The sequence below is a fragment of the Enterobacter sp. MALB-1 genome, assembly GCF_041021625.1.
Classification (GTDB): Bacteria; Pseudomonadota; Gammaproteobacteria; order Enterobacterales; family Enterobacteriaceae; genus Enterobacter; species Enterobacter oligotrophicus.
In genome coordinates this window covers 952,751-969,308 of the sequence record NZ_JBDPJL010000001.1, presented here as the reverse complement: position 1 = coordinate 969,308, position 16,558 = coordinate 952,751, and the positions used below count along the sequence as shown (strand labels likewise).

Genomic DNA, 16,558 nt, shown 5'->3' with positions numbered 1-16,558 from the left:
GTCCGTGATAAGGGATGCATCATAAATGAACACCCAAATCTGTGCAATTTTTATACAGCACTCAGGACTGATTAAATTTGAACAACGGTAACAGGTAGCGTTGCGCCTCTTCCGTAATAGCGTCGAAGTATTCTGGTTCGAGCGTTCGCCATAAACGTTGATACCAGACATCTTCGCCCTCACCGCGCACCATCATGTTTCCTTCGTAAGCCTGCATAAACTTAGTGCGGGCTTTTTGCAGCGAGGCGTCATCCGTTAACATGGCATCATTCTGCGCGTCGTAACAGGCTTTTATCCACGCGCCACCACTTTCTGGCAGCAACAACAGCGGTTTGTTCATGCCCTGCCGGTAGCCTTCAATGTACAGCGACAAATATGCCAACGCCTGATCGGTAGCCACTGGCGGGAAGCGCCATTCACCGTCTTTACGCACAAACAATCGGCTTTCACCTTCATTACCGCAAGCACTGTAGACAAGATGTTCGAGCCAGAGTTGCAAGCCTTGTGAAACACTGAGCATCGATGGACGCCAGCGCAGCAACCCATCAGGCTGAACCTGGGTCAGCCAGCCTGTCAGATGGACACCGTTGCAGTTAAGATCGATTTCGATGCTTTCCCCAGGGTGTCGGCACGCTATAACGCGATCGGCAAGCGCCTTCATCTCCTGACACTGGGCATCCCACACAATTTCCCCAAATGCACCATAAGGTAACTGGCCCGCAGCACGGTAGCGGCGAAAGAGTTTGTCGGCGTCTTCCTGTTCAACCAGTGCATTCAGAAGCTGGAGATTAAGTTTATAGCGTTCCAGCCCATCAAGAATAAACGGTTCGGCATCAGGAATTTCGCTCTCTTCCGCGCGGAAGTTAACCTGTAATCGTTGCTGGAAGAATGCTCTCACCGGATGCGCCCAGAAGCGCTGAAGCTGCTCGAAGGTCAGAGATGGAAGAGGGCGAGCGTCAAGCTCCTGAATGAAGTCGGAATGCGCCGTTCCCTCTTTCTTCGCGGCGGGGAGCCATTCGTGGGCGTAACTTTGGTGCTCATTCGCAATGAAGTTAACAGGGTCAAACGGCATACGACTATGACAACAGGTAATATGTGCCTTAACTCGCTGTTCGCTTTCATCGCAGTTTCGCGCTTCATCGCCAGGCAGATAGTGGCTCTGCCCGATATAGTCCACCAGTTCCTGCACCAGCACAGAAGGGAAACGCTCGCTGTTATCCTGAATCGATCGCCCGATATAGCTAATGTACAGCTGACTTTGCGCTGAAATGAGCGCCTCCAGGAAGAGGTAGCGGTCATCATCACGACGGCTACGATCCCCCCGCTTTGGCTGAGCACTCATCAGGTCAAAACCCAGCGGCGGTAGCGCCCGTGGATAGACACCGTCGTTCATACCGAGCAGGCAAACCACTTTGAACGGGATCGAACGCATCGGCATCAGGGTGCAGATATTAATTGGACCAGCAAGAAAACGCTGACTGATACGCTCCTGATCGAGCCTTTGCGTCAGCTCATCACGCAGCAGCGAAAGCGGAACCGCCTCTGCGTAGTGTGAACTGACGCCCTCTTCGACAATGGCCTGCCACTGTTTTTCAATAAGCGCCATTGCCGCTTCCGTTTCGCTGTCCGGCAGGAAGAAATCGTTGAGCATTTCGCGACAAACCGGCAACCACTCTTCAAGCGGACGTGGCTGCATCAGTTGGCGTCTCCAGCGGTTAAGCTGCATCAGCAGTGAGGCTAAATGGCCGACCAGTTCAGCAATTAGCCCGCTGGATTCATCATAAGGCAGCACCTCATTCCACTCGCCCTGGTTACTTTCCATCGCGTAGCCCAGCAGCATACGTGTCAGGCCAAACTGCCATGTATGCTGGCCCGTCGCCGGAAGTTCAAACTCCTGAACATTATCGTCATCTATGCCCCAGCGCACGCCGGATTCATTAACCCACTGACGAAGGTAGCGCAGCCCTTCTTCGTTGATATCGAAACGTGCGGCAAGGACAGGCACATCCAGCAATGCCAGTACATCCTCAGAGATAAACCGGCTGTCGGGCAACGAAAGCAGGCTGAGAAATGCCTGCAGCGCCGGGTGAGACTGACGCGCCCGACGGTCAGAAATAGCGTACGGCAGATACCGCTCGCCCGTTGCGCTCCCAAAAACGGCCTGAATAAACGGGCTGTAGCTGTCGATATCCGCCACCATCACCACAATATCGCGCGGCGTCAGGGTTGGATCGTCCTGAAGCATTGCCAGCAATCGATCATGGAGGATCTCCACTTCCCGCTGCGGGCTATGGCAAACGTGGACAGTGATGCTGCGGTCGTCAGGTGCCAGTTTTCGCTTCTTATCGCTGCGGGCAAACTCGTCGGCAGTGATCCCGGCAATAGCGCGGTTTTCAAGATTCAGAATATCCAGCTGAATATTATGCAGCAGGCTGTCCGGCGTAATATCTGCAAACGCATCCACATCACCTTCCCCTGATGATGTGATATCAGAGAGCATATGAATATAGTCGCGCCCAAGTTTGCCCCAGGAGGCGAGCAGTGGATTTGGCAGATCCTGAATGCCATCCTCATCAAAAAGCTGCGCGGCCGTTGCGCTGTCTTTAAACAGAGGTACGGTGCGTTCTTCAAAAAGACGTCGCCTCTGCCGGGTTACCAGCCGTGAAAGCCAGCGAGCATCCTGAATATCGCCCCAATAGTGCCGACATGGATTGGTGAACAGAATATGGATATCTATATGTTTACCCAACGCTTTTAGTGCATTGAGATAGACCGGCGGTAACGCCGAAATCCCGCAGATAAACACTCTGGACGGCAGCCGGGCGGGACGTTCGGCGGCATTTTCCAGCATCGAGATAAAGCGTTGATAGAGATTGGCACGGTGCCACTTCGGCTGACCAAGTTCCTCTGTATGTTCGACCAGCGCTTTCCACAGTGGGGCCTGCCAGGTTTGCGCCTCCGGTAATCCTTCAACCCGCTCGCCGGCTTCCCAGCGTGTCAGCCATTCCGGGCGATAAACCAGATACTGGTCGTAGAGATCGGCAGTGCGCGATGCCAGCTGGAACAGCTTGCGCTTATCGGTATCGTCATGGAGGTAGTGACGTAACATGGCGAAGTCATCGTGCGCCAGCATGTCCGGTAGCAGCGCCATCAGCTTCCAGCTCATGCTCTGTTTATTAAAGGCGCTCTGCTCAGGAATATCCGGCAATACCCGCACAAACATCTCCCAGATAAAACTCGCCGGAAGCGGGAAGTCGATGTTCGCTGCAATCCCAAACTTCTGCGAAAGGGACATTTGCAGCCACTGCGCCATACCGGTGCTTTGTACCAGCACCATTTCCGGCTCAAAAGGATCGTCAAGCCGTTCTTGCTCAACGATAAATTCCATCAGCGCTTCCAGCACATCCAGACGATTTGAGTGGTAGACCCTTAACATAGACACTCCCGACTACTGGCTAACCGGGCAATGCAGCTGTGACATCTCGCCGCGCCGCCCCAGAGGAGAAATAATGGTAACCGTGATGCTGACACATCCGGACTGCGTTGTCTGCCCCCGACTGACTCGCCAGCCTGCTGGTTGCGCAATTGTTGAGAGCTGAGACAAATTCCAGGCATGGTGCCAAAGCTGGCGATACTGATTCAGCAGTGCAAACCGGGAGGCCAGTGCGCGGTGATAGCCGGATAATGCCGTCACAACCACAACAAGAAGCATCATCGCCAGCAGCACTTCAACCATGCTAAATCCTTTTTGTCTGTTCAGGGCAACTGGCATAGTGAATTTTCCTTAAGCGGGCAGAAATCGCTCCAGCCATGGGCTGAGAAGCGTATATGACCGTCGCTAACTTCTCCTGCGCGCCACAATAATTGATCGTGTCCCCCGGCTATCAGCAAAACGCGCGACTCATTCAGCAACCGCAAACAGACTCGCCACGCAGTCGTCTTTTTGCACTGAACCGCTGGCTGTAGCGACCAGTGTTGAACGCGTCCCCACTCCAGCGCGGACTGGATGGCAGCTTGCTGTCGAATGGAAAGGCTTTCACCGCCCACCAGCGTACTGAAGGTTTCAAGCTGCTGGTTAAGGCCGGTGAGGATCAACGTGCCGAGCACCAACAAAAGCAAGACCAACGCCAGCGACGACATTCCTCTCTGACGGTTCACAGATTAAATCCCCTGACCGAGTAGTCAGCCCAAAAAGGTTCGGTTAATAGTCCTTTGCGAAGGGCAGCTATCTCAATATTCAACTCTGGCGCGAAACCTGTGTGCTCGGTTTTACGTACCACAAACTGCTGGATCACAAGCCTGTCCGGGTCGGTGAGTTTTTCCCACCCTTTGCCTTCGCAGGATGTCGCTCCCCGCAGCGCCTCCAGCGCCCCGGACTCCAGGCGAAATCCCGTGCTGTCGTTTTCGGACGCAGAGACGTCCCAGTAGCCGTTACTGTTAGCATCCCACTGCACTATCACGCACTCTCCTTTCCTGCCAATGACCAGCCCCTGCCCCTGGCAATCGCCTGCGCAGTATCCCGCTCGCTGGAGCTGCTTACCGATTGCAAACAGGCGCTGCCAGACCTCCTCTTCAAGCTCCTGTTGGCCAGATTGCAGCAAAACAGCCTGCTGTAAACCCGGTAAAAACCGCGATGTGCTTAACAACAAAATACTGCTTATCGCCATAGCGATAAGCACCTCAGTGAGTGAAAAACCTCGCTGGTTCAACGACATGAATTTTCTCCTGTGCTATTGCACATCCTGATACGGCCACCACTGGAGACAATAACGAACCACTTCCCCGCCCGACTTTGCAGGCCGATCCTTCCAGCCCATGCCGTATCCCTTAAGCCGTAGAAGCCCAGTGAAGGCGTTATCTCGCTCAATGTGACCTCCGGCCAGAGCATCCTGAGGACGAAGGGGCTCCTGTTTTCACAGGCCATGGCTGGCGTGCTCGACAGGCAACTCTGCAGCCCATCTTGTTGTAGCGTGATTAGGTGATCCCGGTTATACCGGTTCGCGTCGTTACGCAAAAACACCAGGTAATCACGCACCTGCATAGCGGTTTGCCACAACCTCTGTTGTCGTTGCCAGCTGTCCCAGCCATATAGCCCTGTGGCACTGAGGATCACGACCAGCGCAATGGCGACAAGCGTTTCGATAAGCGTAAAACCGTTCTTTTTGTTCATGGCAGGAGTGTGGCGAAGTGCGGGAAAAGCAGCGAGCGTTAAAACAGGACTTTACGAGCCGTTATCCAGAGAAAATCGCCTGTTGCATGACGTTGCATAATCCCTGGATAGAGGCTCGAAAAACAGAACGAGGGCGAAAAAAAACCGGCGCTAAAGAGCACCGGTTGTGACAGGATGTGCCGTATCAGATCGCGACAGGCGCTTTGATGCCCGGATGCGGGTCGTAACCTTCAATCTCGAAATCTTCAAAGCGGTAATCGAAGATGGATTCCGGTTTACGTTTAATCACCAGTTTCGGTAATGCACGCGGTTCACGGGTCAACTGAAGATGGGTCTGTTCCATATGGTTGCTGTAAAGGTGGGTATCACCGCCAGTCCAGACAAAATCACCCACATCGAGATCACACTGCTGCGCCATCATATGCACCAGCAGTGCGTAGCTCGCAATGTTAAACGGCAGGCCGAGGAACACATCGCAGGAGCGCTGATACAGCTGGCAAGAGAGCTTTCCGTCCGCCACGTAGAACTGGAAAAACGCATGGCACGGTGCCAGCGCCATTTTGTCCAGCTCACCCACGTTCCAGGCGGAAACGATAATCCGGCGCGAGTCCGGGTCGTTTTTCAGTTGGTTAAGCACAGTGGTGATCTGATCAATATGACGACCGTCTGGCGTTGGCCATGCGCGCCACTGTTTGCCATATACCGGGCCGAGGTTGCCGTTTTCATCTGCCCATTCGTCCCAGATAGAGACGTTGTTTTCATGCAGATACGCAACGTTGGTATCGCCTTGCAGGAACCAGAGCAGTTCATGAATGATCGAGCGCAGATGGCAGCGCTTTGTCGTCACCAGAGGAAAGCCTTCTTGCAGATTGAAGCGCATCTGGTGGCCAAAAATGGAGAGCGTCCCGGTGCCGGTGCGGTCGTTTTTCGGCGTGCCCTCATCGAGCACTTTTTTCATCAATTCAAGATACTGTTTCATGATTCCTCAGGAAAGTTGTTGCTGTGGACGACGACGATACGCCCAAATCATCATAATGGCACCCGCGACAATCATCGGGATGGAGAGGATCTGCCCCATACTGATGTACTGCACCCACTCGCCGGTAAACTGTGCATCCGGCTGGCGGAAGAACTCGACGATGATACGGAACGCGCCGTAGCCGATCAGGAACAGGCCAGAAACAGCCCCCATCGGGCGCGGTTTACGGATAAACAGATTCAGGATGATAAACAGTACCACGCCTTCCAGCGCCAGCTCATAAAGCTGAGACATGTGACGCGGCAGAACGCCGTAAGTGTCGAAAAGGGATTGCCATTCCGGGTGTGACGGCAGCAGCGCGATATCTTCTGCACGAGATCCAGGGAATAGCATGGTAAAGGAAACGCTCGGATCGACACGCCCCCACAACTCACCGTTAATGAAGTTGCCCAGTCGACCCGCACCCAGCCCGAACGGGATCAGCGGTGCAATAAAATCAGCCACCTGGAAGAAGTTACGTTTGGTGCGTTTGGCAAAGATCACCATCACCAGGATCACGCCAATCAGCCCACCGTGGAAGGACATGCCGCCGTCCCAGACGCGGAACAGATAGAGTGGATCGCTCAGGAATACCGGGAAGTTGTAGAACAGCACGTAACCGATACGGCCGCCCAGGAACACGCCGAGGAAGCCCGCATACAGCAGGTTTTCCACTTCGTTCTTCGTCCAGCCACTGCCGGGACGGCTGGCGCGACGGCCTGCAAGCCACATGGCAAAAACGAAGCCCACCAGGTACATTAACCCGTACCAGTGAAGCGCTACAGGTCCAACTGAGAAAATAACCGGATCGAATTCCGGAAAATGCAGATAACCACTGTTCATCTGTCACCACAAGATGTTGTTATTCCGCTGAAAGTGGACAGCGGTAGAATTGCGTTCCCGCCATTGGCAGGTGCTCCAAAGTTGCGAATCATAGCATAAGGCAGGCGCAGGGGATGCGCCTGAGATGTAAAAGATGTGTATAGAATCGGGAGCAGAATAACTAGCGGCCACCGCGGATCAGGCCACCCATACCGCGCCGCTCCATAAACGCAGCGACCTGATGCCGCACTTCGGTTGCCAGCTGTGCTTCCAGGCTGCGTGCAGCCAGTTCCTGAGCGTCTTCAATTTCAATATGACGTAACAGGTATTTCACACGAGCAACAGAACGACCGTTCATTGACAGGTGACGGAACCCCAGGCCAATCAGAATAGCGACACACATTGAATCCCCGGCCATTTCACCACACAGACGCAAATCAAGGCCGTGCTGTTCAGCTTCACGGGCGATCATCGCCAGTGCGCGGAGCATGGCCGGATGCAGGCTGTCGTAAATACTGGCAACACGCGTGTTGTTACGATCGACAGCCAGAATATATTGCGTCAAATCGTTGGTGCCAACAGAGATAAAATCGACGCGGTTTGCCAGTTGCGGCAGCATAAAGACCATTGACGGCACTTCGAGCATCACGCCGATACGTGGTTTTGGAATCGCATAGCCGATCATCTCCTCGACTTCGCGACCCGCACGCTCGATCAGGCGTCGTGCTTCGTCGATCTCGTCAATGCTGGTGACCATCGGCAGTAAAATGCTGAGGTTGCCGGTCGCCGCATTGGCGCGCAGCATAGCGCGCACCTGGATCAGGAAGATCTCAGGCTGATCGAGCGTAATGCGTATCCCCCGCCAGCCGAGACACGGGTTCTCTTCGCTGATCGGCATGTACGGCAGTTGTTTATCCGCCCCGACGTCCAGTGTACGCAGGGTGACAGGTTTGTCGTTAAACATCTGCAACATGCCCTGATACTGCGCGACCTGCTCCTCTTCAGACGGGAAGCCGCTTTGCAGCATGAACGGAATTTCGGTGCGGTAAAGACCGATGCCGTCGATTCGACTGCCGAGCTTCTCTTCGTGTTCGGGGCTTAAACCGGCATTGAGCATCACCTTGATCCGCTCGCCGCTTTTCAGCTGTGCGGGCAGGTTAACGTCATCTTCCGCCAGCTTGCTTAATTCATTCTCTTCGCTGATAAGGCGCTGGTATTCCTGCAGCAGTACCGGCTCAGGATCGACCAGAAGCTCACCGCGATACCCGTCCACGACCAGAGTACGCCGGTGCAGAACCGAAGGCTGAATATCCGCGCCCATAACGGTCGGGATACCGAGTGCGCGTACCATAATGGCCGCATGGGAGTTAGCGGCACCGTCTCGCACCACCACGCCCGCAAGCCTGTCCTGAGGCAGTTCAGCAAGCGTTGTAGCAGAAAGCTCATCGGCAACCAGCACAAACCGTTTAGGCCAGGCATTTGCCCCCTGAATGGTATCGTCGAGATGGAACAGCAACCGCTGCCCCAGGGTGCGGAGATCGCCCGCACGCTCTTTCAGATAGCCGTCGGTCAGCGCTGCAAACTGCTCAGCAAATTTCTCGATGACTTTTTTAACGGCCCATTCCGCGACCGAGCCTTTATCCACCTCAGCAAACAGTTCCCGACGCAGGCGTGCGTCGGAAAGCAGGTGCGAGTAAAGGTCAAAAATGGCCGCCGTCTCTTTTTGCGCACCTGCTGCAAAGCGTTTGCTGTAACGGCGAAACTCGTTCGCCGCCTCTTCCAGCGCGGCGGTCAGGCGTTCACGCTCAAGTGCTGCATCAAGCGTGGAAGCCTCGTAAACCTGCTCCATCAACGGCAGCGTGGCGTCCATCCAGCCTTCAGCAATCGCCACGCCCGGCGAGGCCGGAAGTGCACGAATACGCGTATGGCGATACTGGCCAAAGAGCGCAGCCAGCTGAGACTGGGATAGGATCGCCGCCATCTGGGTTGCCAGCGTCACGAGGAAGGACTCTTCGCTTTCGTCGTACTGACGTAGTTCACGTTGCTGAACAACAAGCACGCCAAGTAGCTGGCGACGCTGAATTATGGGCACGCCCAGGAAAGCACGGAAGCGCTCTTCTTTTACGGAAGGGATATATTTAAAGCTGGGGTGTTTTTGCGCATCAGCGAGGTTGATGGGTTCCGCCAAGCGCCCGACCAGGCCCACAATGCCTTCATCAAACGCGAGCGTAACGGTACGCCCCCGTGGTTTTTTCAAACCACGGGTCGCCATCAGGTAATAGCAGCGCCGATCGTGGTCGGCCAGATATACCGAACAAACTTCGGTTTCCATCGCAAGACAGATGTCGGTCACCAGAATGTTCAGCGCCTCGTTCAGGCGAGGCGCACTGGCGACCTTCTCGACTATTTCTCGCAAGCGGGTGAGCATGATTTGCGTAGCTTAACCTCTTTTACGTCGCCAGGCAGGTGCGCTCTGCGGCTTAGGAGGGGCCTCCTGAAGCTGCATGACAACACTTGCAAACTCTTTCATCACCCTACGGTAAACATCGCGCTTAAATGACACGACCTGACGAACAGGATACCAGTAGCTTACCCAGCGCCAGCCATCAAACTCCGGCGTACTGCTGGTTTGCATATTGATATCTGAATCGTTGCCCGCCAACTGCAGCAGAAACCATTTTTGTTTCTGGCCGATACAAACCGGCTTTGTGTCCCAACGCACCAAACGTTTCGGTAACTTGTAACGCAACCAGTTGCGGGTCGAAGCCAGGATGCGAACATCTTTTCGGCTTAAACCGACCTCTTCAAACAGCTCCCGGTACATCGCTTGTTCTGGGGACTCCCCTGGATTGATCCCGCCTTGCGGGAACTGCCAGGAGTGCTGACCATATCGTCGGGCCCACATCACCTGGCCCTGACGATTACAAATTACTATCCCGACGTTCGGGCGGTAGCCATCGTCATCAATCACCGGACTACCCCAAACTAAACCTTATATATGAATGATTGTTTCACACTACAGGGAGGCGGTAAACCACTCTCTTACGGGCCTGTAACCTAATAACATTTGAATAACTCACAAATTAAGGGAGAGTTATAAACAGATGAGGCACCGCAAAGGCAATTTTATTCACCTTTTCTGTGGATATAGTTGTGAAGAAGTACGGAATTACCGATGAACAACCTGAAAACCATGCAATATCACCACTGTGACATCAAAAAATAATTTTATTATTTTCATCCAGTTAATGACGTTTTGATTGTGCAAACGGTGAATAACGTGATGATCATCACATCAGCTATCCTCATGCTGATGAAAGATCGAACAGCGTCGGTTTTATCCACAGATTGTGCCAATAAGTTAGGCACAATTTGTGTGAAAATTCGATTTTCGTCGCACGTCAAGGCTGTAAATTGAAACAGTAGTGAGGGTTATTCCCAGTTATCCCACTTTTCTGTGGATAACATGGTGTAAGATCCTGTTTATTGTCAGTGACCAGATTTGAACAACCTGCTTTTTACGCACAGACCCTTTTCCCAGAAAAGATAAAAAAACATATAAATCATAGAGATGTGATATTTACGCAGAAAAAGTTAAACTCTGTCCACAGAGGGTAAATTATCAGTTCATTTTTTAATCAAAGGGTTAACTTCATGCTTTCGCTTGCGCCGCTCCTTTCTCCCCCTGCCAGTGAGGCTCAACTATTGCACCAGGCACAGCGTCTGGCCGGTTTTTCGCTGGGGGAACTGGCTTCGATGGCAGGTTTACCCATTCCAGAGGATCTCAAGCGCGATAAAGGCTGGATCGGTATGCTGCTGGAGCTTTGGCTGGGAGCGAGCGCAGGCAGTAAGCCGGAACAAGATTTCGCTGCACTGGGCGTTGAACTGAAAACGATCCCGGTAGACAGCCAGGGCAGGCCGCTGGAAACCACCTTTGTCTGCGTTGCGCCGTTAACGGGCAATAGCGGTGTGACCTGGGAAACCAGCCATGTTCGCCATAAGCTGAAACGGGTGCTATGGGTGCCCGTTGAAGGTGACAGACAGATCCCGCTGGCAGAGCGTCGCGTCGGTGCGCCTTTGCTCTGGAGCCCTGATGAAGAGGAAGAGAGGCAGCTTTGCCAGGACTGGGAAGAGCTGATGGATATGATTGTGCTGGGGCAGGTAGAGCGCATCACCGCCCGTCACGGCGAAGTGTTACAGCTGCGTCCGAAAGCCGCCAACAGCAAGGCGTTAACAGAAGCCGTCGGGGCGCGCGGCGAACCGATCCTGACGTTGCCACGCGGCTTCTACCTTAAAAAAAATTTCACCGGCGCACTGCTGGCACGCCATTTTTTACTAAAACCATAGTTTTTTAACGGAAATTGAGCGCTATCAATCATATTTACGTTGTTTTTAAGATTTTACTACTTTTACCTGTCGTAATATCGGGTTATTACTACACTATGATTTGATACGAGCCAGTGAGGATGATAACGATGAAAAAATGGGCAGTGATAATCTCGGCGGTGGGTTTAGCGTTTGCGGTATCGGGTTGTAGCAGTGATTACGTTATGGCAACAAAAGACGGACGTATGATTTTGACCGATGGCAAACCTGAAGTCGACGACGACACCGGCCTGGTGAGCTACCGCGATCAGGAAGGTAATAAGATGCAGATCAATCGCGACGAAGTATCCCAGATCATCGAGCGATAAACGGATTAAGGTCAGTGGCTTGCTGGCCTCCTTGAATTTTTTCTTCCCCTTTTGCTTCCCCTCTGCCATGTTTATATTCCTTTGTCGGGAAGTTCCTGACGCGGTCTGTCTTTTAATGAAGGAAGCCGGCTATGCATTATCACCGTATCCCCCACAGCGCTCTGGAGATAAGCCAACTGGGGTTGGGCACGATGACATTTGGTGAACAAAACAGCGAAGCCGATGCCCATGCACAACTCGACTATGCCGTCAGCCAGGGGATTAACCTGATTGATGTTGCAGAGATGTACCCTGTGCCACCACGCCCGGAAACGCAAGGGTTAACCGAAACCTACGTCGGTAACTGGCTGGCAAAACGTGGCAATCGCGAAAAGCTGATTGTCGCCTCCAAAGTCAGCGGCCCCTCCCGCAATAACGATGCCGGGATACGTCCGAACCAGATCCTCGATCGCAAGAATATCCGCGCCGCGCTGGATGCCAGCCTTAAGTGGCTGCAAACCGACTATCTCGACCTTTACCAGGTGCACTGGCCGCAGCGTCCCACCAACTGCTTTGGTAAGCTCGGTTACAGCTGGAACGAGAGCGCACCGGCCGTTACGCTGCTTGAAACGCTGGAAGCCCTGACTGAATGCCAGCGCGCGGGCAAGATCCGCTACATTGGCGTCTCAAACGAAACGGCGTTTGGTGTAATGCGTTATCTGCACCTGGCGGATAAACATGATTTGCCACGCATCGTTACCATCCAGAATCCCTATAGCCTGCTGAACCGCAGTTACGAAGTGGGCCTGGCAGAAGTCACGCAGTATGAAGAGGTGGAGCTGCTCGCCTACTCATGTCTGGGCTTTGGTACGCTGACCGGCAAATACCTGAACGGTGCGAAGCCTGCCGGAGCGCGTAATACCCTTTTCAGCCGTTTTACCCGTTACAGCGGCGAGCAGACGCAGAAAGCCGTTGCGGCCTATGTTGATATCGCGAAACGTCACAGCCTTGATCCCGCCCAGATGGCGCTGGCCTTCGTGCGTCGTCAACCGTTTGTCGCCAGCACCCTGCTGGGCGCGACGACAATGGAACAGTTGAAAACTAATATTGAGAGTTTCCATCTGACCCTGAGCGAAGAGGTATTAGCGGAGATTGAAGCGGTGCATCAGGTTTATACCTATCCGGCACCGTAAGTGGACGCTTTGCCGGGTGGCGGATTCGCCTGACCCGGCCTACGTTTCGTGATGTTGGCGGATTTTGTAGGCCCGGTAAGGCAACGCCGCCACCGGGCACTGATATCAACGACGACGCTGCCAGATCCACAACCCGGCAATCGCCAGCGCGAACAGCGCGCCAAACCCGACGCCAATCCCCACCACTGGCGCACCCGCTTTTACTGCCAGCGAATAAAGCCCCAGCATTAACAGCATCGCCATGTTTTCACCAAGGTTTTGCACTGCAATAGCATTACCCGCCCCGACGGTCTGCTTGCCACGTTCCTGCAGTAGCGCATTCAGTGGCACGACAAAGAAACCACCCAGAATACCAATCAGGATCAGCAGCACATACGCTGGCAGCAACGCATGCTGGAGCGAGAAGAACAACACGCCGACGCCGATTAAAATCCCCGCAGGCATACAGCGTGCGACGGTCTCAAGCGTTACCAGTTTTGCCGCTGCCCCGGCACCGACGACAATCCCGACGGCGACCATCGCGTTCAGATAAGTTGGCGTGGCGTTGTCAGCAATACCCAGCGCGACTGGCACCCACAGAACCAGCAGGAAACGGAGCGTCACGCCCGCGCCCCAGAACATGCTGGTGCCCATCAGCGAGAATCGCGTTTCACCGTTACGCCACAGTACGCGGCAGGCGTTAAAGAAACTGCCCGTCATCGGGGTAAAACGCCAGGATTGCCCCGGACGTGCCACCGGCAACGTCGGGATAAACAGGTTTGCGATAACCGCGCCGCCATACACCGCCGCACATACGCCAAGCGCGGCGAGCACATGCCAGTCCGCCAGCACGCCCCCCGCCACGGACCCCACCAGGATCGCCGCAATGGTGGAGGACTCCATCAGGCCATTGGCTTTCACCAGCTTGTCACCGGTCGTCAGTTCGCCCAGGATGCCATACTTCGCCGGAGAGTAGGCCGCCGCGCCTATCCCCACCAGCGTATAGCCGATAAACGGGTTGATACCCAAACAGATACTCGCCGCCCCCAACAGCTTAAGACCGTTGGCAAACATCATTACCCGGCCTTTCGGGAAACTGTCCGCCACCTGCCCCACGAACGGCGCAAAGATAATGTAAGCACCCACAAACACCATCTGGAGGATCGGTTGGCTCCAGTCGGGATAAAATTCAGCTTTCAGCAGTGCCAGAGTGGCAAACAGCAGGGCGTTGTCGCCGAACGCAGAGAGAAACTGCGCGGCGATCACCGCCATCATGCCCTTCGACCAGAGTGAGGTGTTAGTGTGTACTGACTCATGCATTGTGCTGTTCCGCCTCTTCGACCATACCTTTCAGGGTCACGAAATCGGGTTTACCACTTCCCAACACCGGAAGCTGTTTGAGGTAGCGAATATCACGCGGCACCGCCAGTTCAGGAATGCCGTGTTCGCGGGCATACTTAAGCAGCTGCTCACGCTTAAGCTCGCTGTCGGTGGTAAAGAGCACCAGCGCTTCACCTTTGCTGGCATCGTTCTTCACCACCGTTGCATGCATCTTGTCGGCTGATACCGCCGTCGCCAGCAGTTCCACCATTTCGAGAGAGACCATTTCACCCGCAATTTTAGCAAAGCGTTTTGCACGTCCCTGAATCTGCACAAAACCCTGCTCATCGAAGCGAACGATATCGCCTGTGTCGTACCAGCCTGTCTCAACCTCGCCGTTGACGTTTTCCGCCGTCGGCGCTTCAAGCACGCCTGGGTTTTCCACGCGCAGGTAGCCATTCATCACATTCGGCCCTTTCAGCTGCAGACGCCCCCCCTCTTCAATCCCCGGCACCGCCAGCAGACGTGCATCCATCCCCGGCAGTATCCGCCCAACCGTACCCGGTTTCGCCGCCATCGGCACGTTGATAGAGACCACCGGCGCACACTCTGTCACGCCATAGCCTTCCAGAATGCGCAGGCCAAACTTGTCCTGCCAGATCTGGCGCGTGCTGTCCTGCAGTTTTTCCGCACCCGCAACCACATAACGCACGCGGAAGAAATCATACGGATTGGCAAAGCGGGCGTAATTGCCGAGAAACGTTGAGGTACCGAACAGCACGGTGCAGTTACGGTCATACACCAGCTCCGGCACAACGCGGTAGTGCAGCGGGCTTGGATAGAGGAACACTTCAGCCCCGGTCAGCAACGGCGTAAAGAGGCCGACGGTCAGGCCAAAGGAGTGAAACAGCGGCAGCGCCGACATAAAGCGGTCGTTCGCCGTAAAATCGGCGATGGTTTTGATCTGCTCGACGTTCGCCAGAATGCTTTTATGACTGTGCACAACGCCTTTCGGATTTCCTTCGGAACCCGAAGTAAAGAGGATAATCGCGTCATCTTCCGGCCGCTGTTTAACCTGCGCCAGGCGCGGCACAAGCAGGTGAGCAAATATCCACAGCTTATCACTCGTCGTCACGTCCGCTTTCAGATCTTCGAGGAAGACCCAGCGAACCTGAGTAAGTTGCTCCGGCAGATGCCACAGCTTGCCCTTGTCGAGAAACTGACGGGAAGTAAAAATAGTATTGATTTGCGCCGCGGTGATGGCGCTGGTCAGCCCTTTCACGCCCGCGGTGTAGTTCATCATCGCGGGAATACGGCCACGAGAAACGGCCCCGAAGATCACCGCTGCGCTGATCCCCGCGTTAGGCAGCATCAGGCCAATCTTTTCGCCCTGTTTGCTGTATTTCTCAAGAATACGCCCCACAAACAAGGTCTTGGTCACCAGCTTACGGTACGTATCCGGCGTGAAGTTAATATCCTCAATACAGTTTTTCTTCGCGCCATAACGGTACTGTGCCGCCAGCAAAGATTCATACAGCGTTTCACGGGGACGAATTGCCATGCGCGCTTCCATCATTTTCTGATGCAGCATTTCACCGGCGATTTTACGGCGATCGCGCGCCCGCGGAGCCTCTGGCATCGGCAGTGATGTCGGCGGCAGAATATGCAGGGTGATTTTCGGGAACAGGCGTTGCTTCACCAGCCCTTTCAGGCGGCTGAAATGGGTAAGTTCCGCCCCTTCAATGCGCAGCGGCACAACGGTGGCTTTTGACTTCGCCGCAACAAAACCTGCGCCGTCATAAATTTTCATCAGCGAACCCGTCACCGAGATACGCCCTTCCGGGAAAATAACCACCGGACGCCCCTGCTCAACCAGGCGCACCAGATGCTTAATCATCATCGGTTTGGTCGGGTCGAGCGGCACAAAATCAATCAGCGGTGCCAGCCAGCGCATGTACCATTTTTGGCTAATGGAGCTGTAAACCGCAAACACCGGACGCACAGGTAAAAACAGCGCCAGCAAAATGCCGTCAATAAAAGAAACGTGGTTTGGTGTGATAAGAACGCGTTCGCCGTGAAGCGCCTGGGTATCACCAGTTACGCGAATGCGAAAAAGAACACGAAACAGAGTACGGAAGAACCCAAATAGCATCTCAACTCCCTTTGCCAGCCGGTATGAAGGGTTATTAAATGGTGGCAGATTACACGAGAAGTGGTAAGGGAGCGACAGCAAAAATAGAGGCAAAAAAAAACCTGCGCATCCGCGCAGGTTGGTGCAAGAGATGAGTACGAAATCGTACTAAGAATTCTCACCAATCAATACCTCTGGGATCTTGATTGTGGCTGCTCGCCCTACGCTTCGCCAGCGAGAAAACGCAAGGGA

The 16,558-nt window shown here is 54.2% G+C and carries 14 protein-coding genes and 1 pseudogene; 4 read left to right on the top strand and 11 right to left on the bottom strand.

Features of this window, described 5'->3' with window-relative positions:
• Positions 1-61 precede the first annotated feature (61 nt).
• The 9 genes from recC to rppH all read right to left on the bottom strand — a co-directional run bounded on the left by recC (position 62) and on the right by rppH (position 9,981).
• The gene (recC, locus tag ABGB15_RS04730) at positions 62-3,436 is read right to left on the bottom strand and encodes an exodeoxyribonuclease V subunit gamma (protein WP_215722584.1); all 3,375 of its coding nucleotides are present in this window, start codon (positions 3,434-3,436) and stop codon (positions 62-64) included.
• Positions 3,437-3,448: 12 nt separating this feature from the next.
• Positions 3,449-3,772 carry a prepilin-type N-terminal cleavage/methylation domain-containing protein gene (locus ABGB15_RS04725; RefSeq protein WP_152082086.1) on the bottom strand — a complete coding sequence of 108 codons (324 nt, stop codon included), beginning with the start codon at positions 3,770-3,772 and terminating at the stop codon, positions 3,449-3,451.
• A complete protein-coding gene (locus tag ABGB15_RS04720) occupies positions 3,757-4,158 on the bottom strand; it encodes a DUF2509 family protein (RefSeq protein ID WP_215722583.1) in 402 nt (133 codons plus the stop codon). The genes ABGB15_RS04725 and ABGB15_RS04720 overlap by 16 nt, the downstream gene beginning before the upstream one ends.
• Positions 4,155-4,715, bottom strand: a complete 561-nt coding sequence (locus tag ABGB15_RS04715; RefSeq protein ID WP_215722582.1) for a prepilin peptidase-dependent protein — start codon at positions 4,713-4,715, stop codon at positions 4,155-4,157. Before ABGB15_RS04715 ends, ABGB15_RS04720 begins: the two co-directional genes overlap by 4 nt.
• Complete coding sequence (locus ABGB15_RS04710; protein WP_215722581.1) at positions 4,706-5,170, bottom strand: prepilin peptidase-dependent protein; 465 nt, start codon at positions 5,168-5,170, stop codon at positions 4,706-4,708. Before ABGB15_RS04710 ends, ABGB15_RS04715 begins: the two co-directional genes overlap by 10 nt.
• A gap of 184 nt (positions 5,171-5,354) precedes the next feature.
• Positions 5,355-6,149 (bottom strand): thymidylate synthase, encoded by a 795-nt coding sequence (gene thyA, locus ABGB15_RS04705; RefSeq protein ID WP_152082090.1) that lies wholly within the window; start codon positions 6,147-6,149, stop codon positions 5,355-5,357.
• 6 nt (positions 6,150-6,155) lie between these two features.
• Positions 6,156-7,031 carry a prolipoprotein diacylglyceryl transferase gene (lgt, locus tag ABGB15_RS04700; protein WP_152082091.1) on the bottom strand — a complete coding sequence of 292 codons (876 nt, stop codon included), beginning with the start codon at positions 7,029-7,031 and terminating at the stop codon, positions 6,156-6,158.
• A gap of 160 nt (positions 7,032-7,191) precedes the next feature.
• Positions 7,192-9,438: a phosphoenolpyruvate--protein phosphotransferase gene (ptsP, locus tag ABGB15_RS04695; RefSeq protein WP_215722580.1), complete on the bottom strand. Its 2,247-nt coding sequence runs from the start codon at positions 9,436-9,438 to the stop codon at positions 7,192-7,194.
• Between the two features lie 12 nt (positions 9,439-9,450).
• Entirely contained in the window at positions 9,451-9,981 is a 531-nt protein-coding gene (gene rppH / locus ABGB15_RS04690; RefSeq protein WP_369064112.1) for an RNA pyrophosphohydrolase, read from the bottom strand.
• Between the two features lie 454 nt (positions 9,982-10,435).
• On the opposite strand from rppH, the pseudogene ABGB15_RS04685 reads away from it, so the two are divergent.
• The 4 genes and pseudogenes from ABGB15_RS04685 to ABGB15_RS04670 all read left to right on the top strand — a co-directional run.
• Positions 10,436-10,510: pseudogene (locus ABGB15_RS04685) on the top strand (hypothetical protein); the annotation flags it as partial.
• Between the two features lie 154 nt (positions 10,511-10,664).
• The gene (mutH, locus tag ABGB15_RS04680) at positions 10,665-11,357 is read left to right on the top strand and encodes a DNA mismatch repair endonuclease MutH (protein ID WP_215722579.1); all 693 of its coding nucleotides are present in this window, start codon (positions 10,665-10,667) and stop codon (positions 11,355-11,357) included.
• A gap of 128 nt (positions 11,358-11,485) precedes the next feature.
• Complete coding sequence (locus ABGB15_RS04675) at positions 11,486-11,704, top strand: YgdI/YgdR family lipoprotein (protein WP_152082094.1); 219 nt, start codon at positions 11,486-11,488, stop codon at positions 11,702-11,704.
• Positions 11,705-11,835: 131 nt separating this feature from the next.
• Positions 11,836-12,876, top strand: coding sequence for an NADP(H)-dependent aldo-keto reductase (locus ABGB15_RS04670; protein WP_215722578.1), 1,041 nt, complete (start codon positions 11,836-11,838; stop codon positions 12,874-12,876).
• Between the two features lie 105 nt (positions 12,877-12,981).
• Here the strand turns inward: ABGB15_RS04670 and lplT are convergent, their stop codons facing one another.
• Both lplT and aas read right to left on the bottom strand, forming a co-directional pair.
• Complete coding sequence (gene lplT, locus ABGB15_RS04665) at positions 12,982-14,175, bottom strand: lysophospholipid transporter LplT (protein ID WP_215722577.1); 1,194 nt, start codon at positions 14,173-14,175, stop codon at positions 12,982-12,984.
• On the bottom strand, positions 14,168-16,327 hold the full coding sequence (gene aas, locus ABGB15_RS04660; protein WP_215722576.1) for a bifunctional acyl-ACP--phospholipid O-acyltransferase/long-chain-fatty-acid--ACP ligase: 2,160 nt from the start codon (positions 16,325-16,327) through the stop codon (positions 14,168-14,170). The genes lplT and aas overlap by 8 nt, the downstream gene beginning before the upstream one ends.
• Between the last annotated feature and the right edge of the window lie 231 nt (positions 16,328-16,558).

Excerpts from the sequence above, each read along its gene's own strand:
- recC (WP_215722584.1), bottom strand. The coding sequence starts at position 3,436 with ATGTTAAGGGTCTACCACTCAAATCGTCTGGATGTGCTGGAAGCGCTG.
- ABGB15_RS04710 (WP_215722581.1), bottom strand. The coding sequence starts at position 5,170 with ATGAACAAAAAGAACGGTTTTACGCTTATCGAAACGCTTGTCGCCATT.
- thyA (WP_152082090.1), bottom strand. The coding sequence starts at position 6,149 with ATGAAACAGTATCTTGAATTGATGAAAAAAGTGCTCGATGAGGGCACG.
- ABGB15_RS04715 (WP_215722582.1), bottom strand. The coding sequence starts at position 4,715 with ATGTCGTTGAACCAGCGAGGTTTTTCACTCACTGAGGTGCTTATCGCT.
- ptsP (WP_215722580.1), bottom strand. The coding sequence starts at position 9,438 with ATGCTCACCCGCTTGCGAGAAATAGTCGAGAAGGTCGCCAGTGCGCCT.
- lgt (WP_152082091.1), bottom strand. The coding sequence starts at position 7,031 with ATGAACAGTGGTTATCTGCATTTTCCGGAATTCGATCCGGTTATTTTC.
- mutH (WP_215722579.1), top strand. The coding sequence starts at position 10,665 with ATGCTTTCGCTTGCGCCGCTCCTTTCTCCCCCTGCCAGTGAGGCTCAA.
- aas (WP_215722576.1), bottom strand. The coding sequence starts at position 16,327 with ATGCTATTTGGGTTCTTCCGTACTCTGTTTCGTGTTCTTTTTCGCATT.
- ABGB15_RS04725 (WP_152082086.1), bottom strand. The coding sequence starts at position 3,772 with ATGCCAGTTGCCCTGAACAGACAAAAAGGATTTAGCATGGTTGAAGTG.
- lplT (WP_215722577.1), bottom strand. The coding sequence starts at position 14,175 with ATGCATGAGTCAGTACACACTAACACCTCACTCTGGTCGAAGGGCATG.
- ABGB15_RS04670 (WP_215722578.1), top strand. The coding sequence starts at position 11,836 with ATGCATTATCACCGTATCCCCCACAGCGCTCTGGAGATAAGCCAACTG.
- ABGB15_RS04675 (WP_152082094.1), top strand. The coding sequence starts at position 11,486 with ATGAAAAAATGGGCAGTGATAATCTCGGCGGTGGGTTTAGCGTTTGCG.